At 60.0% G+C, this 16276-nt stretch carries 16 protein-coding genes; 10 read left to right on the forward strand and 6 right to left on the reverse strand.

Going from position 1 to position 16276, the window contains the following annotated elements; translation table 11 throughout:
• Positions 1 to 28 precede the first annotated feature (28 nt).
• Complete coding sequence (locus FEE99_RS23440) at positions 29 to 1255, reverse strand: molybdopterin molybdotransferase MoeA (protein WP_041478443.1); 1227 nt, start codon at positions 1253 to 1255, stop codon at positions 29 to 31.
• A complete protein-coding gene (moaB, locus tag FEE99_RS23445; RefSeq protein ID WP_016770598.1) occupies positions 1239 to 1778 on the reverse strand; it encodes a molybdenum cofactor biosynthesis protein B in 540 nt (179 codons plus the stop codon). The genes FEE99_RS23440 and moaB overlap by 17 nt, the downstream gene beginning before the upstream one ends.
• Before the next feature lie 81 nt (positions 1779 to 1859).
• Between moaB and mobA the strand changes: the two genes are divergently transcribed.
• Together mobA and FEE99_RS23455 are read left to right on the forward strand one after the other, a co-directional pair.
• Positions 1860 to 2462: a molybdenum cofactor guanylyltransferase MobA gene (mobA, locus tag FEE99_RS23450; RefSeq protein ID WP_041478442.1), complete on the forward strand. Its 603-nt coding sequence runs from the start codon at positions 1860 to 1862 to the stop codon at positions 2460 to 2462.
• A gap of 78 nt (positions 2463 to 2540) precedes the next feature.
• Positions 2541 to 2762: a YgdI/YgdR family lipoprotein gene (locus FEE99_RS23455; protein ID WP_016770600.1), complete on the forward strand. Its 222-nt coding sequence runs from the start codon at positions 2541 to 2543 to the stop codon at positions 2760 to 2762.
• 82 nt (positions 2763 to 2844) lie between these two features.
• Here FEE99_RS23455 and FEE99_RS23460 read toward each other — a convergent pair whose 3' ends face one another.
• From FEE99_RS23460 to FEE99_RS23470, 3 genes are all read right to left on the reverse strand, one after another.
• On the reverse strand, positions 2845 to 3735 hold the full coding sequence (locus FEE99_RS23460; RefSeq protein ID WP_041478441.1) for a pseudouridine synthase: 891 nt from the start codon (positions 3733 to 3735) through the stop codon (positions 2845 to 2847).
• 70 nt (positions 3736 to 3805) lie between these two features.
• Entirely contained in the window at positions 3806 to 4123 is a 318-nt protein-coding gene (locus tag FEE99_RS23465; protein ID WP_016770837.1) for a hypothetical protein, read from the reverse strand.
• A gap of 109 nt (positions 4124 to 4232) precedes the next feature.
• Entirely contained in the window at positions 4233 to 4472 is a 240-nt protein-coding gene (locus tag FEE99_RS23470; protein ID WP_041478440.1) for a glutaredoxin family protein, read from the reverse strand.
• Positions 4473 to 4670: 198 nt separating this feature from the next.
• Between FEE99_RS23470 and FEE99_RS23475 the strand changes: the two genes are divergently transcribed.
• Entirely contained in the window at positions 4671 to 6383 is a 1713-nt protein-coding gene (locus FEE99_RS23475; protein ID WP_041478439.1) for a cation:proton antiporter, read from the forward strand.
• Here FEE99_RS23475 and FEE99_RS23480 read toward each other — a convergent pair.
• A complete protein-coding gene (locus tag FEE99_RS23480) occupies positions 6380 to 7588 on the reverse strand; it encodes an ammonium transporter (protein WP_041478438.1) in 1209 nt (402 codons plus the stop codon). The genes FEE99_RS23475 and FEE99_RS23480 overlap by 4 nt on opposite strands.
• Before the next feature lie 301 nt (positions 7589 to 7889).
• Between FEE99_RS23480 and FEE99_RS23485 the strand changes: the two genes are divergently transcribed.
• The 7 genes from FEE99_RS23485 to FEE99_RS23515 all read left to right on the forward strand — a co-directional run bounded on the left by FEE99_RS23485 (position 7890) and on the right by FEE99_RS23515 (position 16270).
• Positions 7890 to 8204 (forward strand): DUF883 family protein, encoded by a 315-nt coding sequence (locus FEE99_RS23485; protein WP_016770842.1) that lies wholly within the window; start codon positions 7890 to 7892, stop codon positions 8202 to 8204.
• Between the two features lie 2 nt (positions 8205 to 8206).
• On the forward strand, positions 8207 to 8593 hold the full coding sequence (locus FEE99_RS23490; protein WP_041478437.1) for a phage holin family protein: 387 nt from the start codon (positions 8207 to 8209) through the stop codon (positions 8591 to 8593).
• Complete coding sequence (locus FEE99_RS23495) at positions 8590 to 8928, forward strand: hypothetical protein (protein WP_041478436.1); 339 nt, start codon at positions 8590 to 8592, stop codon at positions 8926 to 8928. The genes FEE99_RS23490 and FEE99_RS23495 overlap by 4 nt, the downstream gene beginning before the upstream one ends.
• A gap of 120 nt (positions 8929 to 9048) precedes the next feature.
• Positions 9049 to 10212: an EAL domain-containing protein gene (locus tag FEE99_RS23500; RefSeq protein WP_143979064.1), complete on the forward strand. Its 1164-nt coding sequence runs from the start codon at positions 9049 to 9051 to the stop codon at positions 10210 to 10212.
• 69 nt (positions 10213 to 10281) lie between these two features.
• Positions 10282 to 11610: a deoxyguanosinetriphosphate triphosphohydrolase gene (locus tag FEE99_RS23505; RefSeq protein ID WP_016770846.1), complete on the forward strand. Its 1329-nt coding sequence runs from the start codon at positions 10282 to 10284 to the stop codon at positions 11608 to 11610.
• Positions 11611 to 11990: 380 nt separating this feature from the next.
• On the forward strand, positions 11991 to 12617 hold the full coding sequence (locus tag FEE99_RS23510) for a response regulator transcription factor (protein WP_041478434.1): 627 nt from the start codon (positions 11991 to 11993) through the stop codon (positions 12615 to 12617).
• An 8-nt stretch (positions 12618 to 12625) separates the two neighbouring features.
• On the forward strand, positions 12626 to 16270 hold the full coding sequence (locus tag FEE99_RS23515) for a transporter substrate-binding domain-containing protein (RefSeq protein WP_041478433.1): 3645 nt from the start codon (positions 12626 to 12628) through the stop codon (positions 16268 to 16270).
• Positions 16271 to 16276 lie beyond the last annotated feature (6 nt).

Here is a 16276-nt window from a genome sequence, read left to right on the forward strand (position 1 = left end):
CAGCCGACGCGTGCATGGGCGAGATGCTCTACCCCAGAAGGTCACTGAGGGGAATGAAGCTCACTGCATCACCCTCGCTCAGCGTGCGGCCTTCTCGGACTTCCACCAATCCGTCGGCCCACGCCGCGCTACGCAGCACACCCGAACTCTGGTTGCGGTAAATGATCGCCCGCCCCTGCTCCAAGCGCCCGCGCAGATATTCACGACGGTTGCCGGCCACCGGCCAGACAAAGCCTGCTGGCACTGCAAACTTGAGCGGCTCGACATCTTGCACACCCAGGCGTCGCAACAGATAAGGCCGCGTCAGCAAGGCGAACGTCACCAGCGTAGAGGCGGGATTGCCGGGCAGGCCAATCACCGGCACGTTGCGGAAATGACCGAACGTCAATGGTTTTCCGGGCTTGATGGCCAGCTTCCACAAGGCCAGTTCGCCTTCTTCACGCAAGGCAATGCCGAGGAAATCCGCTTCGCCGACCGAGACACCGCCAGTAGACAGAATCAGATCGACATTTTGCAGTTCGCCCAGCCGCGCCCGCGTGGTGGGCAGATCGTCCGGAAGAATTCCGCCATCGATCACTTCGCAGCCCAGACGCTGCAACCAGCTGCACAGAAGTACGCGATTGCTGTTGTAGATCTGGCCCGGACTCAATGCCTGACCGGGTTCAACCAGCTCGTCCCCAGTGGACAGAACCGCCACCCGCGGCTTGCGCACGACGTTAACCCCGGCACAGCCAAGCGAAGCAGCCAGGCCTTGCTCAATCGGTCCGAGCCGGGTTCCAGCTTGCAGCACCAATTCGCCGACCGTGGTTTCCTGGCCCTGCGGACGAATGTTCTGCCCGGCCTTTAAAGGCTCGAGGAAGCGCACTCGGCCGTCGGCCTGAACTTCAGCGTTTTCCTGCATCTCGACACAGTCGGCGCCCGGCGGCAGCGGTGCCCCGGTAAAGATGCGTGCGCAGCTGCCTGGTTCCAACGGCTGCGGAGACTGCCCGGCAAAAACTTTTTGGCTGACTGGCAGCGGCTCGCCCTGCCAATCCGCCAGTTTCAACGCGTAGCCGTCCATTGCACTGTTCGGCCAGGGCGGCAGATCCAGCGTCGAGATCAGATCTTCAGCCAGCACCCGCCCTTCGACTTGAGCCAGCGGCAAGTGCTCGCGCTCGACAATGCGCGACGCATCGGCCATGGCCAGCAAACGCTCGAGCGCCGTTTCGACAGGCAGCAGACTGCCGGTCTTGCCCGGCTTACCCACGGGATTCACACGGCGCCGCCTGCTTCAGGTGGGTGACGAAATTGCACGGACGATGGCGGGCGTCCAGTTGCTCAGCGAGGATGCCATCCCAGCCGGTGCGAACCGCATTGGTCGAACCCGGCAGGCAGCACACCAGCGTGCCGTTGGCCAGACCCGCCAAGGCACGGGACTGCACGGTCGAAGTGCCGATGTCGGCCACGGAGATCTGGCGGAACAGTTCGCCGAATCCGTCGACCTGTTTGTCGAGCAGGCATGCCACCGCTTCCGGCGTGCTGTCACGCCCGGTGAAGCCGGTGCCGCCGGTGATCAACACAACCTGAACCACATCGTCGGCAATCCAGTTGGCGACTTGCGCGCGAATTTTATACAGATCATCTTTAAGCAGAACCCGCTCGGCGAGCGCATGGCCGGCCGCGATCAAGCGATCGACGAAGACCTGGCCGGAGGTATCGGTTTCCAGGGTCCGGGTGTCGCTGACAGTCAGCACCGCAATATTGAGCGGCACGAAAGGTACATCAGCCTTGGCTTTCATAGGCTCTTCCAGTTGTAGGGGAAACAGCCCGGTGTTATATCACAGCGGCTCATTTTTCCGCCGCCCCTCTGGAGAGTCGTCATGCCCTCGAACAACCCGTTGCCACCCTGCTCCGTCCTGCTTCTGGCCGGTGGACGCGGTCAACGCATGGGCGGTCAGGACAAGGGCCTCATCGAGTGGCTGGGCGAGCCTTTGATCGCGCATCTGCAGCGCAAGGTGCGGCCGCTGACCGACGACCTGATCATCTCTTGCAACCGCAATCGCGAGCGTTATGCCGGGTTTGCCGATCAGTTGGTAATGGATGATGAAGGCGATTTCCCCGGGCCGCTGGCCGGAATTCGTGCAGGACTGAAAGCGGCGCGCCATGCGCATTTGCTGGTGTTGCCATGCGATGTGCCGCGAATCGACACGGCGTTGCTGGAAGCCATGCTGACCACAGCCGATCTGCAACGTGAAAAACCTTTAATGCTGCGCCACGGCGAGCACTGGGAACCGCTGTTGTGCGTGATTCCGGTGGCGCTGTTGCCAGCGTTCGAAGCAGCCTGGAATGCAGGTGAACGCAGCCCGGGGCGGGTGATGCGCAGTCTCGGCGCCGTCGCATTGCAATGCCCTGACAACGATCCGCGACTGGCCAACCTCAACACCCCCGAATTGTTACATCTGCACAACACTGTGTCAGACTGACACTATCCAAGGAACTCTCACGCCTTGTTTACGTCTCAAGCTCAGTAACCAGAAGATTTCCCATTCGGAGACACACTCATGACTCAACGGACCCTCGCCACTTTCATGCTCGCACTGGGCCTGGCAACCCTCGCCGGTTGCTCCTCGCCAACAGTGATCACCTTGAATGACGGTCGCGAAATCCAGGCCGTCGACACCCCGAAATACGATGATGATTCGGGCTTCTACGAGTTCCAGCAGCTGGACGGCAAAGAGACCCGCATCAACAAGGATCAGGTTCGTACCGTTAAAGAGCTGTAAGGCTCCGCGTCGTTACCGGATACAGAAAAGCCCGCATTGTCATGCGGGCTTTTTCATGGGCGCTCGGAAAGCAGTTTCAGCATTACCACTGCAAGGTGATTCGACTCTCGAACTCCCGCAATTCCCCGGTCACCGGGTCAATGAAGCGCAGGCCCTGCGCAAGCAGCTTCAACGGGTTGGCGTAGTCGTCCTCGACATCTTTCAACACAGTCGGATAAAACGGATCGTTGCAAATACTCGCTCCCAGCGCCGTCATGTGCACCCGCAACTGATGCTTCTTGCCCGTCACGGGATACAGGCCATAGCGCCACAGATCACCATTTTTCTCACGCACCTCGACCGCCGTTTCGGTGTTGCTGACGCCAGGCCCTTCTTGCATGCGGAAGAACGGCTCGCCATCGACCAAACGGCTCTTGTGCACCAACGGGAAATTCAGCTCGGGCAGCGCCGGGGCGATCGCTTCATAGCGCTTGTCGATCTGCCGCGTCGGGAACAACGACTGATAGGCCGAGCGGGTTTGCGGGTTGGCCGAGAAGATCACCAAACCTGCCGTGTGCCGGTCGATGCGGTGCAGCGGCACCAGATGCGGATTGTCCAGCCGACGGATCAGCCGGCGCAGCAGGGTTTGTTCGACATATTCCCCGGCCGGGGTTACTGGCAGAAAATGAGGTTTGTCGGCCACTACCAGATGTTCGTCAGCGTAGAGAATCGACTCGAGCACCGGGATCGGCTTCTCGTCCGGCACTTCGCGAAAGTAGTGAATGCGCAGACCTTCCCTGTACGGCAAGTCCAGCGCAATCGGCTGGCCCTGCGCATCCAGCACCCGCCCCCGAGCAATCCGGTCAAGCCATTGCTCGCGGCCGATGGCACTGAAGTGCTCGCACAGGCAATCGAGCACTGTCAGCCAGGGACCGGGCGGTAAATACAAGGTGCTGGCCTGATTGTGCGCAGCGGAAAATACGGGGCTGGTCATACGAAACAGAAATCCTCAATGCAGGCCGGCATTATCCAACAGTGAGGCAAAGCCACCTAGCGCAGTTTCATCAGGCCGGAATCGACTTGAGGGCCGCCGCTTCGGTGAACTCCTTCAGCCAGCGCAAGACATCGACCGCCTCCCAGCGTCCCGGATCGTACAAGGCATACAGCAGGCCCTGATAACCGACCACATCCAGCTGCTTGTGATAACCGGCGCGCTGAAACAGGGCCTCGATCTCGGCAAAGCAGGTGTTGAAATGCAGCTTGTTGAACGGCGTCTTGCCTTCCGTGACCAGCCCGTCCAGGCGCAATTCGAGGACGGCCTCGCGCACCACGTCGACCGACATCCGGTTAACGCTGCTCTTCAACTGTTCGACATTGACCACGGTTCATCCCTCTGACTCGATTGCTGTATGGACATACAGTAACCGAAGAAGTCAGCGAGCGCCAACGCAAGGATGTATCGCTGCGACCAGCGGAAGGATCAAGGCAAAATCAACAGCCTAAAAATGCCACCACCTGGTCGGCGCTGAACGGCCAATCCAGCTCCGCGCCAGTGTCAACGCGCCGCAGTACCGGGATGCGCAAGCCGTATTTTTCGAACCACGATTCGTCTTCGGCAATGTCCACCAGTTCAACCAGCAGACCATGCTCGACGAAGGGCATCAGCTCGGCTTCGGCGACTTCACACAGATGACACCCGAGGGTGCCGAACAGCTGACATTCAGGAGGCATGACGGCATTACCGGAAAACAAGTGAGCCCATTCTAGGACGCCACTAAACCCTCGTCGACCCGGCGCCGCTCAAAGGACCCAGCGCTCCCGGCGCAAAATCCTGACGCAAATCATTCAGCGCAAATTGCAAATGCGTCATCCTCGCGGACTTTTTGCCTCTACGCTTCAGAGGCCAACGCCCTGACAGCGGAGTGTCCCGTGTTTGCAAATCTGTTGATCATCCTCGCCTCATCCCTTGTGGTGATTGCCCTGTTCCGGCGCCTGCGACTGCCGCCGGTGCTGGGTTACCTGTGCGTGGGATTACTGGTCGGGCCGAACGCATTCGACTGGGTCAATGAGAGCGAACATCTGCCGGATGTCGCCGAGCTGGGCGTGGTGTTTCTGCTGTTTTCGCTAGGCCTGGAGTTCTCCCTGTCGAAGATGATTGCGCTGCGTCAGGTGGTGTTTCGCCTCGGCAGTCAGCAAGTGCTGATCAGCGCAGCGCTGCTCGGCACCCTGTTGATGGGCCTGGGCATGCCGCTGATGCCGGCGCTGTTGCTCGGTGCCGGATTATCGCTGTCATCCACGGCGATCGTGACCAAGGAGCTGGGCAGTCTTGGTGAAGTGTTCAGCAGCCACGGCCAGAACGCGGTCGGCGTGTTGCTGTTTCAGGACGTTGTCGCGGTATTGCTGCTGACACTGGTTCCGGTCTTCGCCGGCACCAGCGAGCAGGCCTGGTATTGGGCCTTGCCGTTGACCCTGGGCAAAACCTTGGTGCTGTTCTTCGGCCTGCTGCTCGCCAGTCGCTGGTTATTGCCACGGCTGTTTCATGAAGTGGCGGCCTCGCGTTCGGCGGAGCTGTTCGTCCTGCTGGCGCTGGTGATCGTGCTGCTGACTGCCTGGCTCACGCACTTGTTGGGGCTGTCGCCTGCACTCGGCGCTTTCCTTGCCGGCATGTTGCTCGGGGAAAGCCATTACCGGCACCAGATCGAAGCTGACATCCGGCCCTTTCGCGACATTCTGCTCGGCGTGTTCTTCGTCAGCATCGGCATGCTCATCGACCTGCAACTGTTCGTCAGTCACAGCCTGTTGATCATCGGCCTGACGCTTGGCCTGATGCTGATCAAGGGCATCGTGGTCGCGCTGCTGGTGAAGTGGCGCGGCAGTGACAGCGAAACCGCGTGGCGCAGCGGTCTGGCCCTGGCCCAGGGCGGGGAGTTCTGTTTTGCCTTGATGGCGCAGATGCAGCAGAACAGCCTGTTGCCGGCCGAGCCGGGGGCGCTGCTGCTCGCGGCGACGTTCTGTTCGATGCTGCTCACGCCACTGCTGTTGCGTGCGGCGCCGCGCATCGCCGCCGTGCTGCACCGCAAGCCCAATCAGGAAGCGCAGATCGAACAGATCAGCGCGCTCAACGCCGACCTCGACCAGCACGTGGTGATCTGCGGCTACGGTCGCGTCGGCCAGTCCATCGGCCGCTTCATGGGCAATGCGGGGCAAGCCTATGTTGCGCTGGACAACGATCCGGTGCGGGTGCAGGAAGCCGCATCCGCGGAAAGCGACGTGCATTACGGCGACTCGGCGCGTGGCGATCTGCTTACTGCGGTTGGCCTGTTGCGCGCCAGGCTGCTGGTGATTGCCGTGGATCAAAGTGACGTGGCGTTGCGCATTCTGCGCGAAGCCCGGCGACTCAACCGACAGGTGCCGATTCTGGTACGCACCCGTGACGACAGCCAATCGGCGGAACTCAGAGCCGCCGGCGCCACCGAGGTGGTGCCGGAGCTCCTGGAGTCGAGCCTGATGCTCGCTTCACACGCGCTGATCATGCTTGGCCTGCCCGCGCACAAAGTGCAGGAGAAGGTCGATCAAGTGCGTATCGATCGCTATCGCCTGCTCCACGGTTTCTATCCCGGAGCCAATGATGAGGAAATCTAGTCCTGACTCACCGCGCCGATCTTGTGCAGCGACAGGTCGGCGCCGTAATACTCTTGTTCCTGACTCAGGCGCAGCCCATGCAATGCCTTGATCGCGCCGTAGACGACGAAGCCGCCGACCAGCGCTACCGCGACGCCAAGCGCAGTGCCGATCAACTGGCTGATCAGGCTGACGCCGCCCAGGCCACCCAGCGCAGACTGACCGAAGATGCCGCAGGCAATCCCGCCCCACACGCCACACAAACCATGCAACGGCCAGACACCCAAGACATCATCGATGCGCCATTTGACTTGCGCAGCGGTAAAGCACCAGACAAACAAGGCTCCGGCGATCGCGCCCGTTACCAGCGCACCGACCGGATGCATCAGGTCGGAGCCGGCGCAAATCGCCACCAATCCCGCCAACGGACCGTTATGCAGAAAGCCCGGGTCATTGCGCCCAACGATCAACGCCGCGACGGTGCCACCGACCATGGCCATCAGCGAGTTGACCGCGACCAGGCCACTGACGCCTTGCAGCGTCTGCGCGCTCATCACGTTGAAGCCGAACCAGCCGACAATCAGGATCCACGAGCCCAGTGCGAGAAACGGAATACTCGACGGCGCGAACGCGACCAGGCGTCCATCGCGATAGCGACCATTGCGCGGCCCGAGCAGCAGAACAGCGGCCAACGCCAGCCAACCGCCCACGGCATGCACCACCACCGAGCCGGCGAAATCATGGAATGCCGCGCCAAACTGCGCCGCCAGCCAGCCTTGCAAACCGAAGTTGCCGTTCCAGATCAGCCCTTCGAAGAACGGATAGATAAACGCTACGATCAGCGCCGTCGCGCACAACTGCGGGACAAACCGCGCGCGTTCGGCAATGCCGCCGGAAATGATCGCCGGGATCGCGGCAGCGAAGGTCAGCAGAAAGAAAAACTTCACCAGTCCATAGCCATGGTCAGCCGTGAGCACCGCCGCCGGTTGCATGAAGGTGACGCCATAGGAGATCCAATAGCCTATAAAGAAATAGGCCAGGGTCGAGACGGCGAAGTCGCTGAGGATTTTCGCCAGCGCGTTGACCTGGTTCTTCTGCCGGACCGTGCCGACCTCCAGAAAGGCGAAACCGGCGTGCATCGCCAGTACCATCACCGCACCGATCAGAATGAACAACGTGTTGGAGCTGTGAACCAGCGTGTCCACAGCGCTTTGCAGATTTTCCATGAGGAGGCAGACCCAAGGCTAAAAGGCACCAAAGCGGTTCATGTGTGCATGTCATGCACCAAATTACGACTCATCAAATATCCAACGGCAGGGTTGATGAACTGATTTGGCGCAGTTATCGATGTCCGATCACGAACTGCTAGTAAGTTAATTAGAGTTTTTCTGCTGGGACGCCCGGCAACAGCGCACATATACCGAGCGACGCACCACGACACAGCAAAAGTTGTACCAGGCATTTGCACTGAACCTTCGCGCAAGGCTCATACTCGAACGCTTCAAAGCCACCTACGGAGATCCACCCATGGCCAGCATCAAGGCAAAGACTGCTCAAGAAATCCTGATGAACGACTTCCAGACTCTGGTCGCCGACACCGAACGCTTGCTCGAACACACCAAGACCCTCGCGGGTGATCAGGCCGATGAGCTGCGTGCCCAGATTCATGACAGCCTGCTGCGTGCCCGGGAAACCCTGAAGGTGACCGAAGACACGCTGCGTGAGCGCGGTCAGGCGGCCGTAACCGCTACTGAAGACTATGTGTCGGCCAACCCATGGCAGTCGGTGGGCATCGCTGCCGGCGTCGGCTTTCTGATCGGCCTGCTGGCAACTCGGCGCTGATCATGTCGATCGGTGAATCCGGCCCGACTGCGGGCACCGCCTCCTCCACGCGTCGCCTCGGCGCTGCCGTTCTGGGCCTGCTGCACAGTCATGTCGAACTGTTCGGCATCGAACTGCAGGAGCAGAAATCACGCACTGTCAGCCTGCTGCTGTTCGCCGGCCTGGCGCTGGTTTTTGGCCTGCTGTTGCTGGTAGGTCTGTCGACGCTGGTGATGATCATCTTCTGGGACACCTACCGCCTGGCGGCGATCATCGGCCTGTGCGTGTTTTACACGCTGGCGTCGATCTTCTGCGGTCTGCGCCTCAAAGCGGCGATTTTCGATGAGTCCTCGCCTTTCCACGGCACGCTCGAAGAGCTGGCCAACGACCGGGAGCGCCTGCTGCCATGAGCCTGCCTGAACTTCCGCACAACAGCTCGCGCCGGGAAATGCGCAAGGCGCTGATCCGCCTGCGCATGGAAATGCACCGTCAGGAAATCCGCCACGAAACCGCGCAAGTGCTGCAACCGTTGCAGCGCATGCGTGGCATGAAGCAGAACGTGCAGGATGGTTTCGGCATCAAGCATGCGCCGTTGTGGGGCGTGGCGGCGGTGACGCTGCTGGGCTTCCTCACCGGTAAAGGCTCGAAACGCAGCGGTGGTGGCGGTTTGACGCGACTGCTGCGTCTGGGCACGACGCTTGGGCCGCTGATCAGACTGGTCATGCACAGCTCAGGCAAACGCTGAAGCGCCCATCTGGCTACATTCTTGCAATAGCGCCGGGATGAATCTCCTTATCGGGAGATTCCATCCCGCGTGCCTATCCGGCAAGCGCGGCCAAACCAAAAACAAGATTAAGGACTTGCCGTGATCGACGGGCAACCGCTCGCCTGTTTTCAGCCTTTCATCGATACCGCCACCGGCCGCATTGCAGGCGTCGAAGCATTGGGTCGCCTGCGTCAGAGCGATGGTCAACTGACCTCGGTAGGACCGTTGTTCGCCGATCCGCGCACGCCGGCCACTGCCTTGCGCCGTCTCGATCGGCAGATCCGTGACCACGCCCTCAGCCGCCTGCATGAAGCGCCGGCCGAGTGGTTTCTCAGTCTGAACATGTCGCCACGCTGGATCAGCCGGCTACGCGCCGATCAAGCGCTGCCAAGTCTCAAACAACTGGCGCGACACGAGGTTGATCCGCAGCGCATCGTTTTCGAGATCACCGAACTGGGTGGTAACAGCGAACGCTTGGCCCACGTGGTCGGGCGCTACCGTGACGCAGGGGCGAGAATCGCCATTGATGATTTCGGCGCAGGCTATTCGCAGCTGGATCGGGTGCTGGCCCTGCAACCGGACATTCTCAAGCTCGATATGCGCCTGTTTCAGGCTGCAGCCGTCGGCGGACCGAGCAGCGATGTGGTAAAGGCTCTCGCCCAGATGGCCGAGAAAACCGGCTGCTGGATCATCGCCGAAGGCGTCGAAACCGAAGCGCAGCTGAATTTCGCGCTGGAGTGCGGCTCGCGCTATGTGCAGGGATTTCTCTTCGCCCGGGCACAAGAAGAATTCTTCGCTACCGATGCCTTCGTCGCGCATTTCGCGCAATTGCGGCAACGCTACGTGAAGCAGAAACTCAGCGAGCGCGGACGGCTGATGCAAATGCGTCAGCAGCTCAGCGAGCTGATGGCGATTCTGCAGCAATGGGCGCAGGCCCGCGCCCCGCTCAGTGCATTGCCGCAATTGCAGGCGTTTCCCTGGCTGCTGCGCTTTTATCAGTGCGACCGCCACGGCACGCAACTGACGCCCAACCTGGAGTGGCGCCATGACGGCTGGTTTGCCGATGATCGCTATCTGGGGCACAACTGGTCGTGGCGACCGTACTTCTATCATCTGCTGGCCGAAGGCTGGGAAGAACGCCGCCTGACCCTGTCCAACACCTATCGCGACGCCACCAGCAACCAGTATTGCCTGACTGCCGGACAGTTCTTCGATAACGGTGAACGGCTGCTGCTGATCGATATCGATGCGGCGGGTCTGTAGTTCCGCTTGCAGGCGCGGGGCCGAACCGGGAAGCTAGGGCGATCAGTCACCAGACGGAGAGAATCAGCCTTGGATTGGCCAACCCTGCTCAACCGCGAACGCCTCGGCAAGCCGCTGCACAGCCCGCAAGAACTCGGCCGCAGCCCTTTTCACAAAGACCATGACCGCATCATTTTCTCCGGGGCCTTCCGCCGCCTCGGGCGCAAGACCCAAGTGCACCCGGTCACCAGCAACGATCACATTCACACGCGCCTGACCCATTCGCTGGAAGTCAGTTGTGTCGGCCGTTCGCTGGGCATGCGTGTCGGTGAAACCTTGCGCAGCGCGCTGCCAGACTGGTGCGACCCGGCCGACCTCGGCATGGTCGTGCAGTCGGCCTGCCTGGCCCATGACATCGGCAATCCGCCGTTTGGCCATTCCGGCGAAGACGCCATTCGCCACTGGTTTCAACAAGCCGCCGGGCGCGGCTGGCTCGATGGCATGAGCGAAGCCGAGCGTGGTGACTTCCTCAATTTCGAGGGCAATGCTCAAGGCTTTCGCGTGCTGACGCAGCTGGAATATCACCAGTTCGATGGCGGCACGCGACTGACCTACGCGACGTTGGGCACCTATCTGAAGTACCCGTGGACCGCGCGCCACGCCGACTCCCTCGGCTACAAGAAACACAAATTCGGCTGCTACCAAAGCGAGCTGCCATTGCTCGAACAGATCGCGCACAAACTCGGTCTGCCGCAAATCGAAGACCAGCGCTGGGCACGCCATCCATTGGTGTACTTGATGGAGGCTGCCGATGACATCTGCTATGCGCTAATCGATCTCGAAGACGGTCTGGAAATGGAGCTGCTCGAATACGCCGAAGTCGAGTCGTTGCTGCTCGGTCTGGTCGGCGACGATTTGCCGGAAACCTATCGCCAGCTCGGCCCGCAGGATTCCCGGCGGCGCAAACTGGCGATCCTGCGCGGCAAGGCCATCGAGCACCTGACCAACGCGGCAGCGCGAGCATTTGTCGAACAGCAGGATGCTCTGCTCGCCGGCACACTGCACGGCGATCTGGTCGAACACATGCACGGGCCGGCAAAGCGCTGCGTGTTGAACGCCAAGGACATCGCGCGCAAGAAGATCTTCCAGGACAAGCGCAAGACGCTGCATGAGATCGGCGCGTATACCACGCTGGAGATTCTGCTCAATTCGTTCTGCGGTGCCGCGCTGGAGCAGCACAACGGCCGCACGCCGTCGTTCAAGAGCCGGCGTATTCTCGATTTGCTCGGCAACAATGCGCCGGACCCTCAAGGTTCGCTGCACAGTTCGTTTCTGCGCATGATCGATTTCATCGCCGGCATGACCGACAGTTACGCCAGTGACATGGCACTGGAAATGACCGGCCGCTCAAGTCATTGATCGTCCCCCATCAGCCGGCCATTGGTCTGGCCGGCTGATGCGCGGTGAGTTCTCGCCACGAACGTTATACGCGTTCTTTAAACTGGTCAGACTGGATCGCGCTGACCCAGGCAACCAACCAAAACGAACCGCACTTGTTAAACACAACTTTAAACACCAGTAAATAATTGGAGATCAATATTGGCTCTCGGATAATTTCCATCTTCGGCGAATTGAACGCTCGTGCTTCCTTACGCCAATCCTAATTTCAACGTAGTCCATTTCTTCATTACGCGTAGGATTAATCCGATAACGTAGTCGCGACACTACCAGTCCATGCGAGTGCTCATGCATCTGAGCTAAGGTGCGCGCTTTATTCATGCTTGCATGGGACTCTATTTATGAACTCCGTTTTTATTGTGGACGATCATCCGGTCATCCGCCTCGCCGTGCGAATGCTCCTGGAACATGAAGGCTACAAGGTCGTCGGTGAGACCGATAACGGTGTCGATGCCATGCAGATGGTCCGTGAATGCATGCCCGACCTGGTCATTCTCGATATCAGCATCCCCAAGCTGGACGGCCTCGAAGTGCTGGCCCGCTTCAACACCATGGGTTCCAATTTCAAGATTCTGATTCTGACGGCGCAGTGTCCTACGCTGTTCGGTATCCGCTGCATGCAATCCGGTGCATCGGGATATGTCTGCAAGCAGGAAGACTTGAGCGAATTGGTCAGCGCAATCAAAGCGGTACTTTCCGGTTACAACTACTTCCCCAGTCAGGCACTTAATCCGGTGCGCAGCGATGACACTCGATATGCAGAACTTGAACTATTCAAATCCGTTAATGACCGCGAGCTGATGGTATTGCAGTTATTTGCACAAGGACGCACCAACAAGGAAATTGCCAAGGGCATGTTTCTGAGCAACAAGACCGTCAGCACTTATAAAAAGCGTCTGATGCAAAAACTCAAAGCCAGATCCCTTGTAGAACTTATCGAGATGGCCAAACGCAACGCACTCGTGTGAGACCCCACATGCCCAGCCGTCTGAAGGACTACCTGATCACCTTGAGCGCCGTTCTGTATCTGAGCGCCAATGCCTTCGCCTCGCCAAGCCCCTCACCCGACTATGCGTTGCTCAGCCGCTCGGCAACCGAGGCTGTCGGGATTGTCCTGCAACCGTCACAACGGCAATGGCTACAGACTCGCAGCGAACTGAAACTGGGTACCTCCGCACCTGATTACCCGCCATTCGACATGACCGTCAGTGGCCGGGACTACGAGGGACTGACCGCCGATTACGCAGGGATTCTCGGTCAGGCCACCGGTTTGCCGATTCGCGTGCAACGCTTTCCCTCGCGCGAGGCTGCAATTCGCGCCTTGATCGATGGCCAGATCGACCTGCTTGGCACAGCCAACGGCTACGAAGCAGGCAATGCCAACCTCGCGCTCTCCACACCTTACGCGGTCGATCAGCCGGTACTGGTGACCCGCGAAGATGAAACCCGCTCGCTGACCGAAGGCCTCGCCGGCCTGCGCCTGAGCATGGTGTATCACTATTTGCCGCTGCCGGAGATCAAGGCGCTGTATCCCAAAGCGCTGATCACCTGCTATCCGTCCTATCAGAACGCAATCAACGCGGTGGCCTTCGACCAGGCCGATGTGTTTCTCGGCGACACCCTCTCCACCCATTACATGATCAACAAGGGCTATCTCAACAACGTTCGCATGGCCAACTTCGGCAAGCAGGAAGCCCATGGCTTCAGCTTCGCCGTGCGGCGCAGCAATCCGCAGTTGCTGGGCATCATCGACACAGTGCTCGCAGCGATCCCGCGCAGCCAGCGCGATGACATCGCCAAACGCTGGAGCGCCGGCAGCGACCTGCTGCTCACCGACAGTAAACTCCAGCTGACGGATCGTGAGGAGAGCTGGCTCAAGCAGCATCCCGTCGTCAGCGTAGTGGTCAATGAGGCGTACGCACCGCTGACCTTCTTCGACAGCGCCGGAAATTTTCGCGGCATCAGTGCCGATCTTCTCGAACTGATTCGCTTGCGTACCGGCCTGCGTTTCGAAATCCAGCGCAGTCGCAACGATGCGGAAATGATCAGGCAGATCGACAATCACAAGGCCGATCTGATTGCCGCCCTGCTGCCCAGCGCCGAACGTGAAAAAAACCTGAGTTTCAGTCGTCCCTATCTGGAAAATTCCTACGTGCTGCTGACCCGCAAAAGCGCCGACAGCCCGACCAACCTGGCCCAACTCAAAGGCAAGCGTCTGGCGATCGCCCAAGGCAATCCGCTGGTCGCCTACTTGCATGAGAATTTTCCGGGCATCGAACTGATCGAAACCCCCGACACCTTCAGCGCCGTGTCGATGCTGGCCGACAACCATGTCGACGGCGCGGTGAACTCGCTGGTGATCGCCAACTATTTCATCTCATCGCGCATATTCGATCGGCCACTGCAAATCACCACCACCATCGGCACCAGTCAGGCGGCCTTTTCGCTGGCGACCGCCCGTGACAACACCGAACTGGCCTCGATCATCAACAAGGCGCTTCTGAGCATCGCTCCCGAGGAGCTCGGCGTGATCAACGGTCGCTGGCGCGGTTACTCCACCGCCTCCCAGAACATCTGGCAAAACTATCAGCGGCTGTTCTATCAAGTAGTCGCGGCCGCCGGCCTGATCCTGCTGCTGTTACTGACCTGGAACGCCTACATGCGCCACCAGATCAAGCAACGTCAGGCTGCCGAACGCGCGCTGAACGATCAACTGGAGTTCATGCGCTCGCTGGTTAACGGCACACCACACCCGATTTACGTGCGAGATCGCCAGGGTCTGCTGCAAAGTTGCAACGACAGTTATCTCGAAGCGTTCAACGCCAGACGCGAGGACATCATCGGCAAAGGCGTCGTGCAAGGCACCCTGAGCAACGCGTTCGAGGCCGAGGCGTTCCAGGCCGATTACCAGAGAGTCATTGCCGAAGGCATTCCCTTGATACTCGACCGGCCTCTGCACATCGGCAGCCGCCGCCTGACGATTTACCACTGGATACTTCCCTACCGCGACTCCAGCGGTGCCGTCCAGGGCATCATTGGCGGCTGGATCGATATCAGTGAACGCCGCCAATTGTTTGAAAAACTGCGTGCGGCCAAAGAACAGGCAGACGAGGCGAACCGGGCCAAAAGTACCTTCCTGGCAACCATGAGCCACGAGATCCGTACACCGATGAACGCCGTGATCGGCATGCTCGAACTGACCCTGCGACGCATCGATCCGCAACACCCCGATCGCGCTTCGATCGACACGGCCTACCATTCGGCCAAGGATCTGCTCGGGCTGATCGGCGATATTCTCGACATTGCCCGTATCGAATCCGGGCGCCTGAGCCTGTCCCCGGAGTGGATCAATCTGGTCGACACGGTGACCTCCGTTGCGCGCATCTTCGACGGCCTCGCGCGGCAGAAGAACCTTGCCTTGCAAGTCGTCTTCAATCCGCCGAACCCGGCTGTGGATGTGCACCTGGATCCGCTGCGCTTCAAGCAGGTGCTGTCCAACCTGGTCAGCAATGCCATCAAGTTCACCGAAAGCGGCCACGTGCGGATCACCCTCGACCTGATCCCGGCAGACGCTGCTGGTCGAACATTGATGCAGCTGACCGTGCAGGACAGCGGCTCAGGCATCAGCGCCGAAGATCAACAGCGCTTGTTCGAGCCGTTCTCGCAGGCGGACAACGGCTGTCGGCAGGCAAAAAACGGTGCCGGCCTCGGGCTGGTCATCAGTCGCAATCTTTGCGAAATGATGGGCGGACAACTGCAATTGAGCAGCCAGCCCGGCATCGGCACTCAGGTGTGCATATCGCTGCCGCTGGACAGCCTGCCGGCAAAGGCGAATCCGCCGAAAAGCGAACCGTTGATCAAGCCTGCGACAACGCCGTTACATGTCCTGGTAGTCGACGACCATCCGGCCAACCGTTTGCTCATGTGTCAGCAACTGGAGTTTCTCGGTCATCGCTTCAGCATTGCCGAAGATGGCTGCAGCGGCCTCGAGCGGTGGAAGGCCGATCATTTCGATCTGGTGATCGTCGACTGCAACATGCCCTTGATGAACGGCTATGACATGACCCGTGGGATTCGCCAGCTTGAACTGCAAAACCACCGCCCGCCGTGCACCGTGCTGGGTTTCACCGCCAATGCCCAGCCCGAAGAAGTCCAGCGCTGCAAGCTCGCCGGCATGGACGACTGCCTGTTCAAACCGTTGAGTCTGACCCTGCTCGGACAATGGATCGACGGCATCACGCCGGCATCACCGGCCTCGGTCTTCGACCTGCAAAGTCTGAGCCTGCTGACCGGCAACAATCCCGGGCAAACCCGACGCATGTTGGTGGAGCTGCTCAAGAGCAGCCGCCTCGACCGCGAGGAACTGCTGAGGCTGTCGCCCGAGGATGATCGCGAAGCGCTGGCAGTGGTTGCGCACAAGATCAAGGGCGCAGCACGCATCGCACAGGCCTCGCGGTTGATCGAATGCTGCGATGAGCTCGAGGACGCCTGCCAGCGAGCGCTCGCGTCACAGGAGATTGCCCGTCGCTGGGCGGCAACCAGCCAGGCGATGCTCGAACTGGCGCAGGCTCTGCAACAGCAATTGACCCTGGCCGATCAAGGCACAGTGAGCGAGTCTTAACTATGC

The organism is Pseudomonas sp. ef1, assembly GCF_007293365.2.
Classification (GTDB): domain Bacteria; phylum Pseudomonadota; class Gammaproteobacteria; order Pseudomonadales; family Pseudomonadaceae; genus Aquipseudomonas; species Aquipseudomonas siliginis.

Excerpts from the sequence above, each read along its gene's own strand:
- moaB (WP_016770598.1), bottom strand. The coding sequence starts at position 1,778 with ATGAAAGCCAAGGCTGATGTACCTTTCGTGCCGCTCAATATTGCGGTG.
- mobA (WP_041478442.1), top strand. The coding sequence starts at position 1,860 with ATGCCCTCGAACAACCCGTTGCCACCCTGCTCCGTCCTGCTTCTGGCC.
- FEE99_RS23455 (WP_016770600.1), top strand. The coding sequence starts at position 2,541 with ATGACTCAACGGACCCTCGCCACTTTCATGCTCGCACTGGGCCTGGCA.
- FEE99_RS23460 (WP_041478441.1), bottom strand. The coding sequence starts at position 3,735 with ATGACCAGCCCCGTATTTTCCGCTGCGCACAATCAGGCCAGCACCTTG.
- FEE99_RS23470 (WP_041478440.1), bottom strand. The coding sequence starts at position 4,472 with ATGCCTCCTGAATGTCAGCTGTTCGGCACCCTCGGGTGTCATCTGTGT.
- FEE99_RS23480 (WP_041478438.1), bottom strand. The coding sequence starts at position 7,588 with ATGGAAAATCTGCAAAGCGCTGTGGACACGCTGGTTCACAGCTCCAAC.
- FEE99_RS23485 (WP_016770842.1), top strand. The coding sequence starts at position 7,890 with ATGGCCAGCATCAAGGCAAAGACTGCTCAAGAAATCCTGATGAACGAC.
- FEE99_RS23490 (WP_041478437.1), top strand. The coding sequence starts at position 8,207 with ATGTCGATCGGTGAATCCGGCCCGACTGCGGGCACCGCCTCCTCCACG.
- FEE99_RS23495 (WP_041478436.1), top strand. The coding sequence starts at position 8,590 with ATGAGCCTGCCTGAACTTCCGCACAACAGCTCGCGCCGGGAAATGCGC.
- FEE99_RS23510 (WP_041478434.1), top strand. The coding sequence starts at position 11,991 with ATGAACTCCGTTTTTATTGTGGACGATCATCCGGTCATCCGCCTCGCC.
- FEE99_RS23515 (WP_041478433.1), top strand. The coding sequence starts at position 12,626 with ATGCCCAGCCGTCTGAAGGACTACCTGATCACCTTGAGCGCCGTTCTG.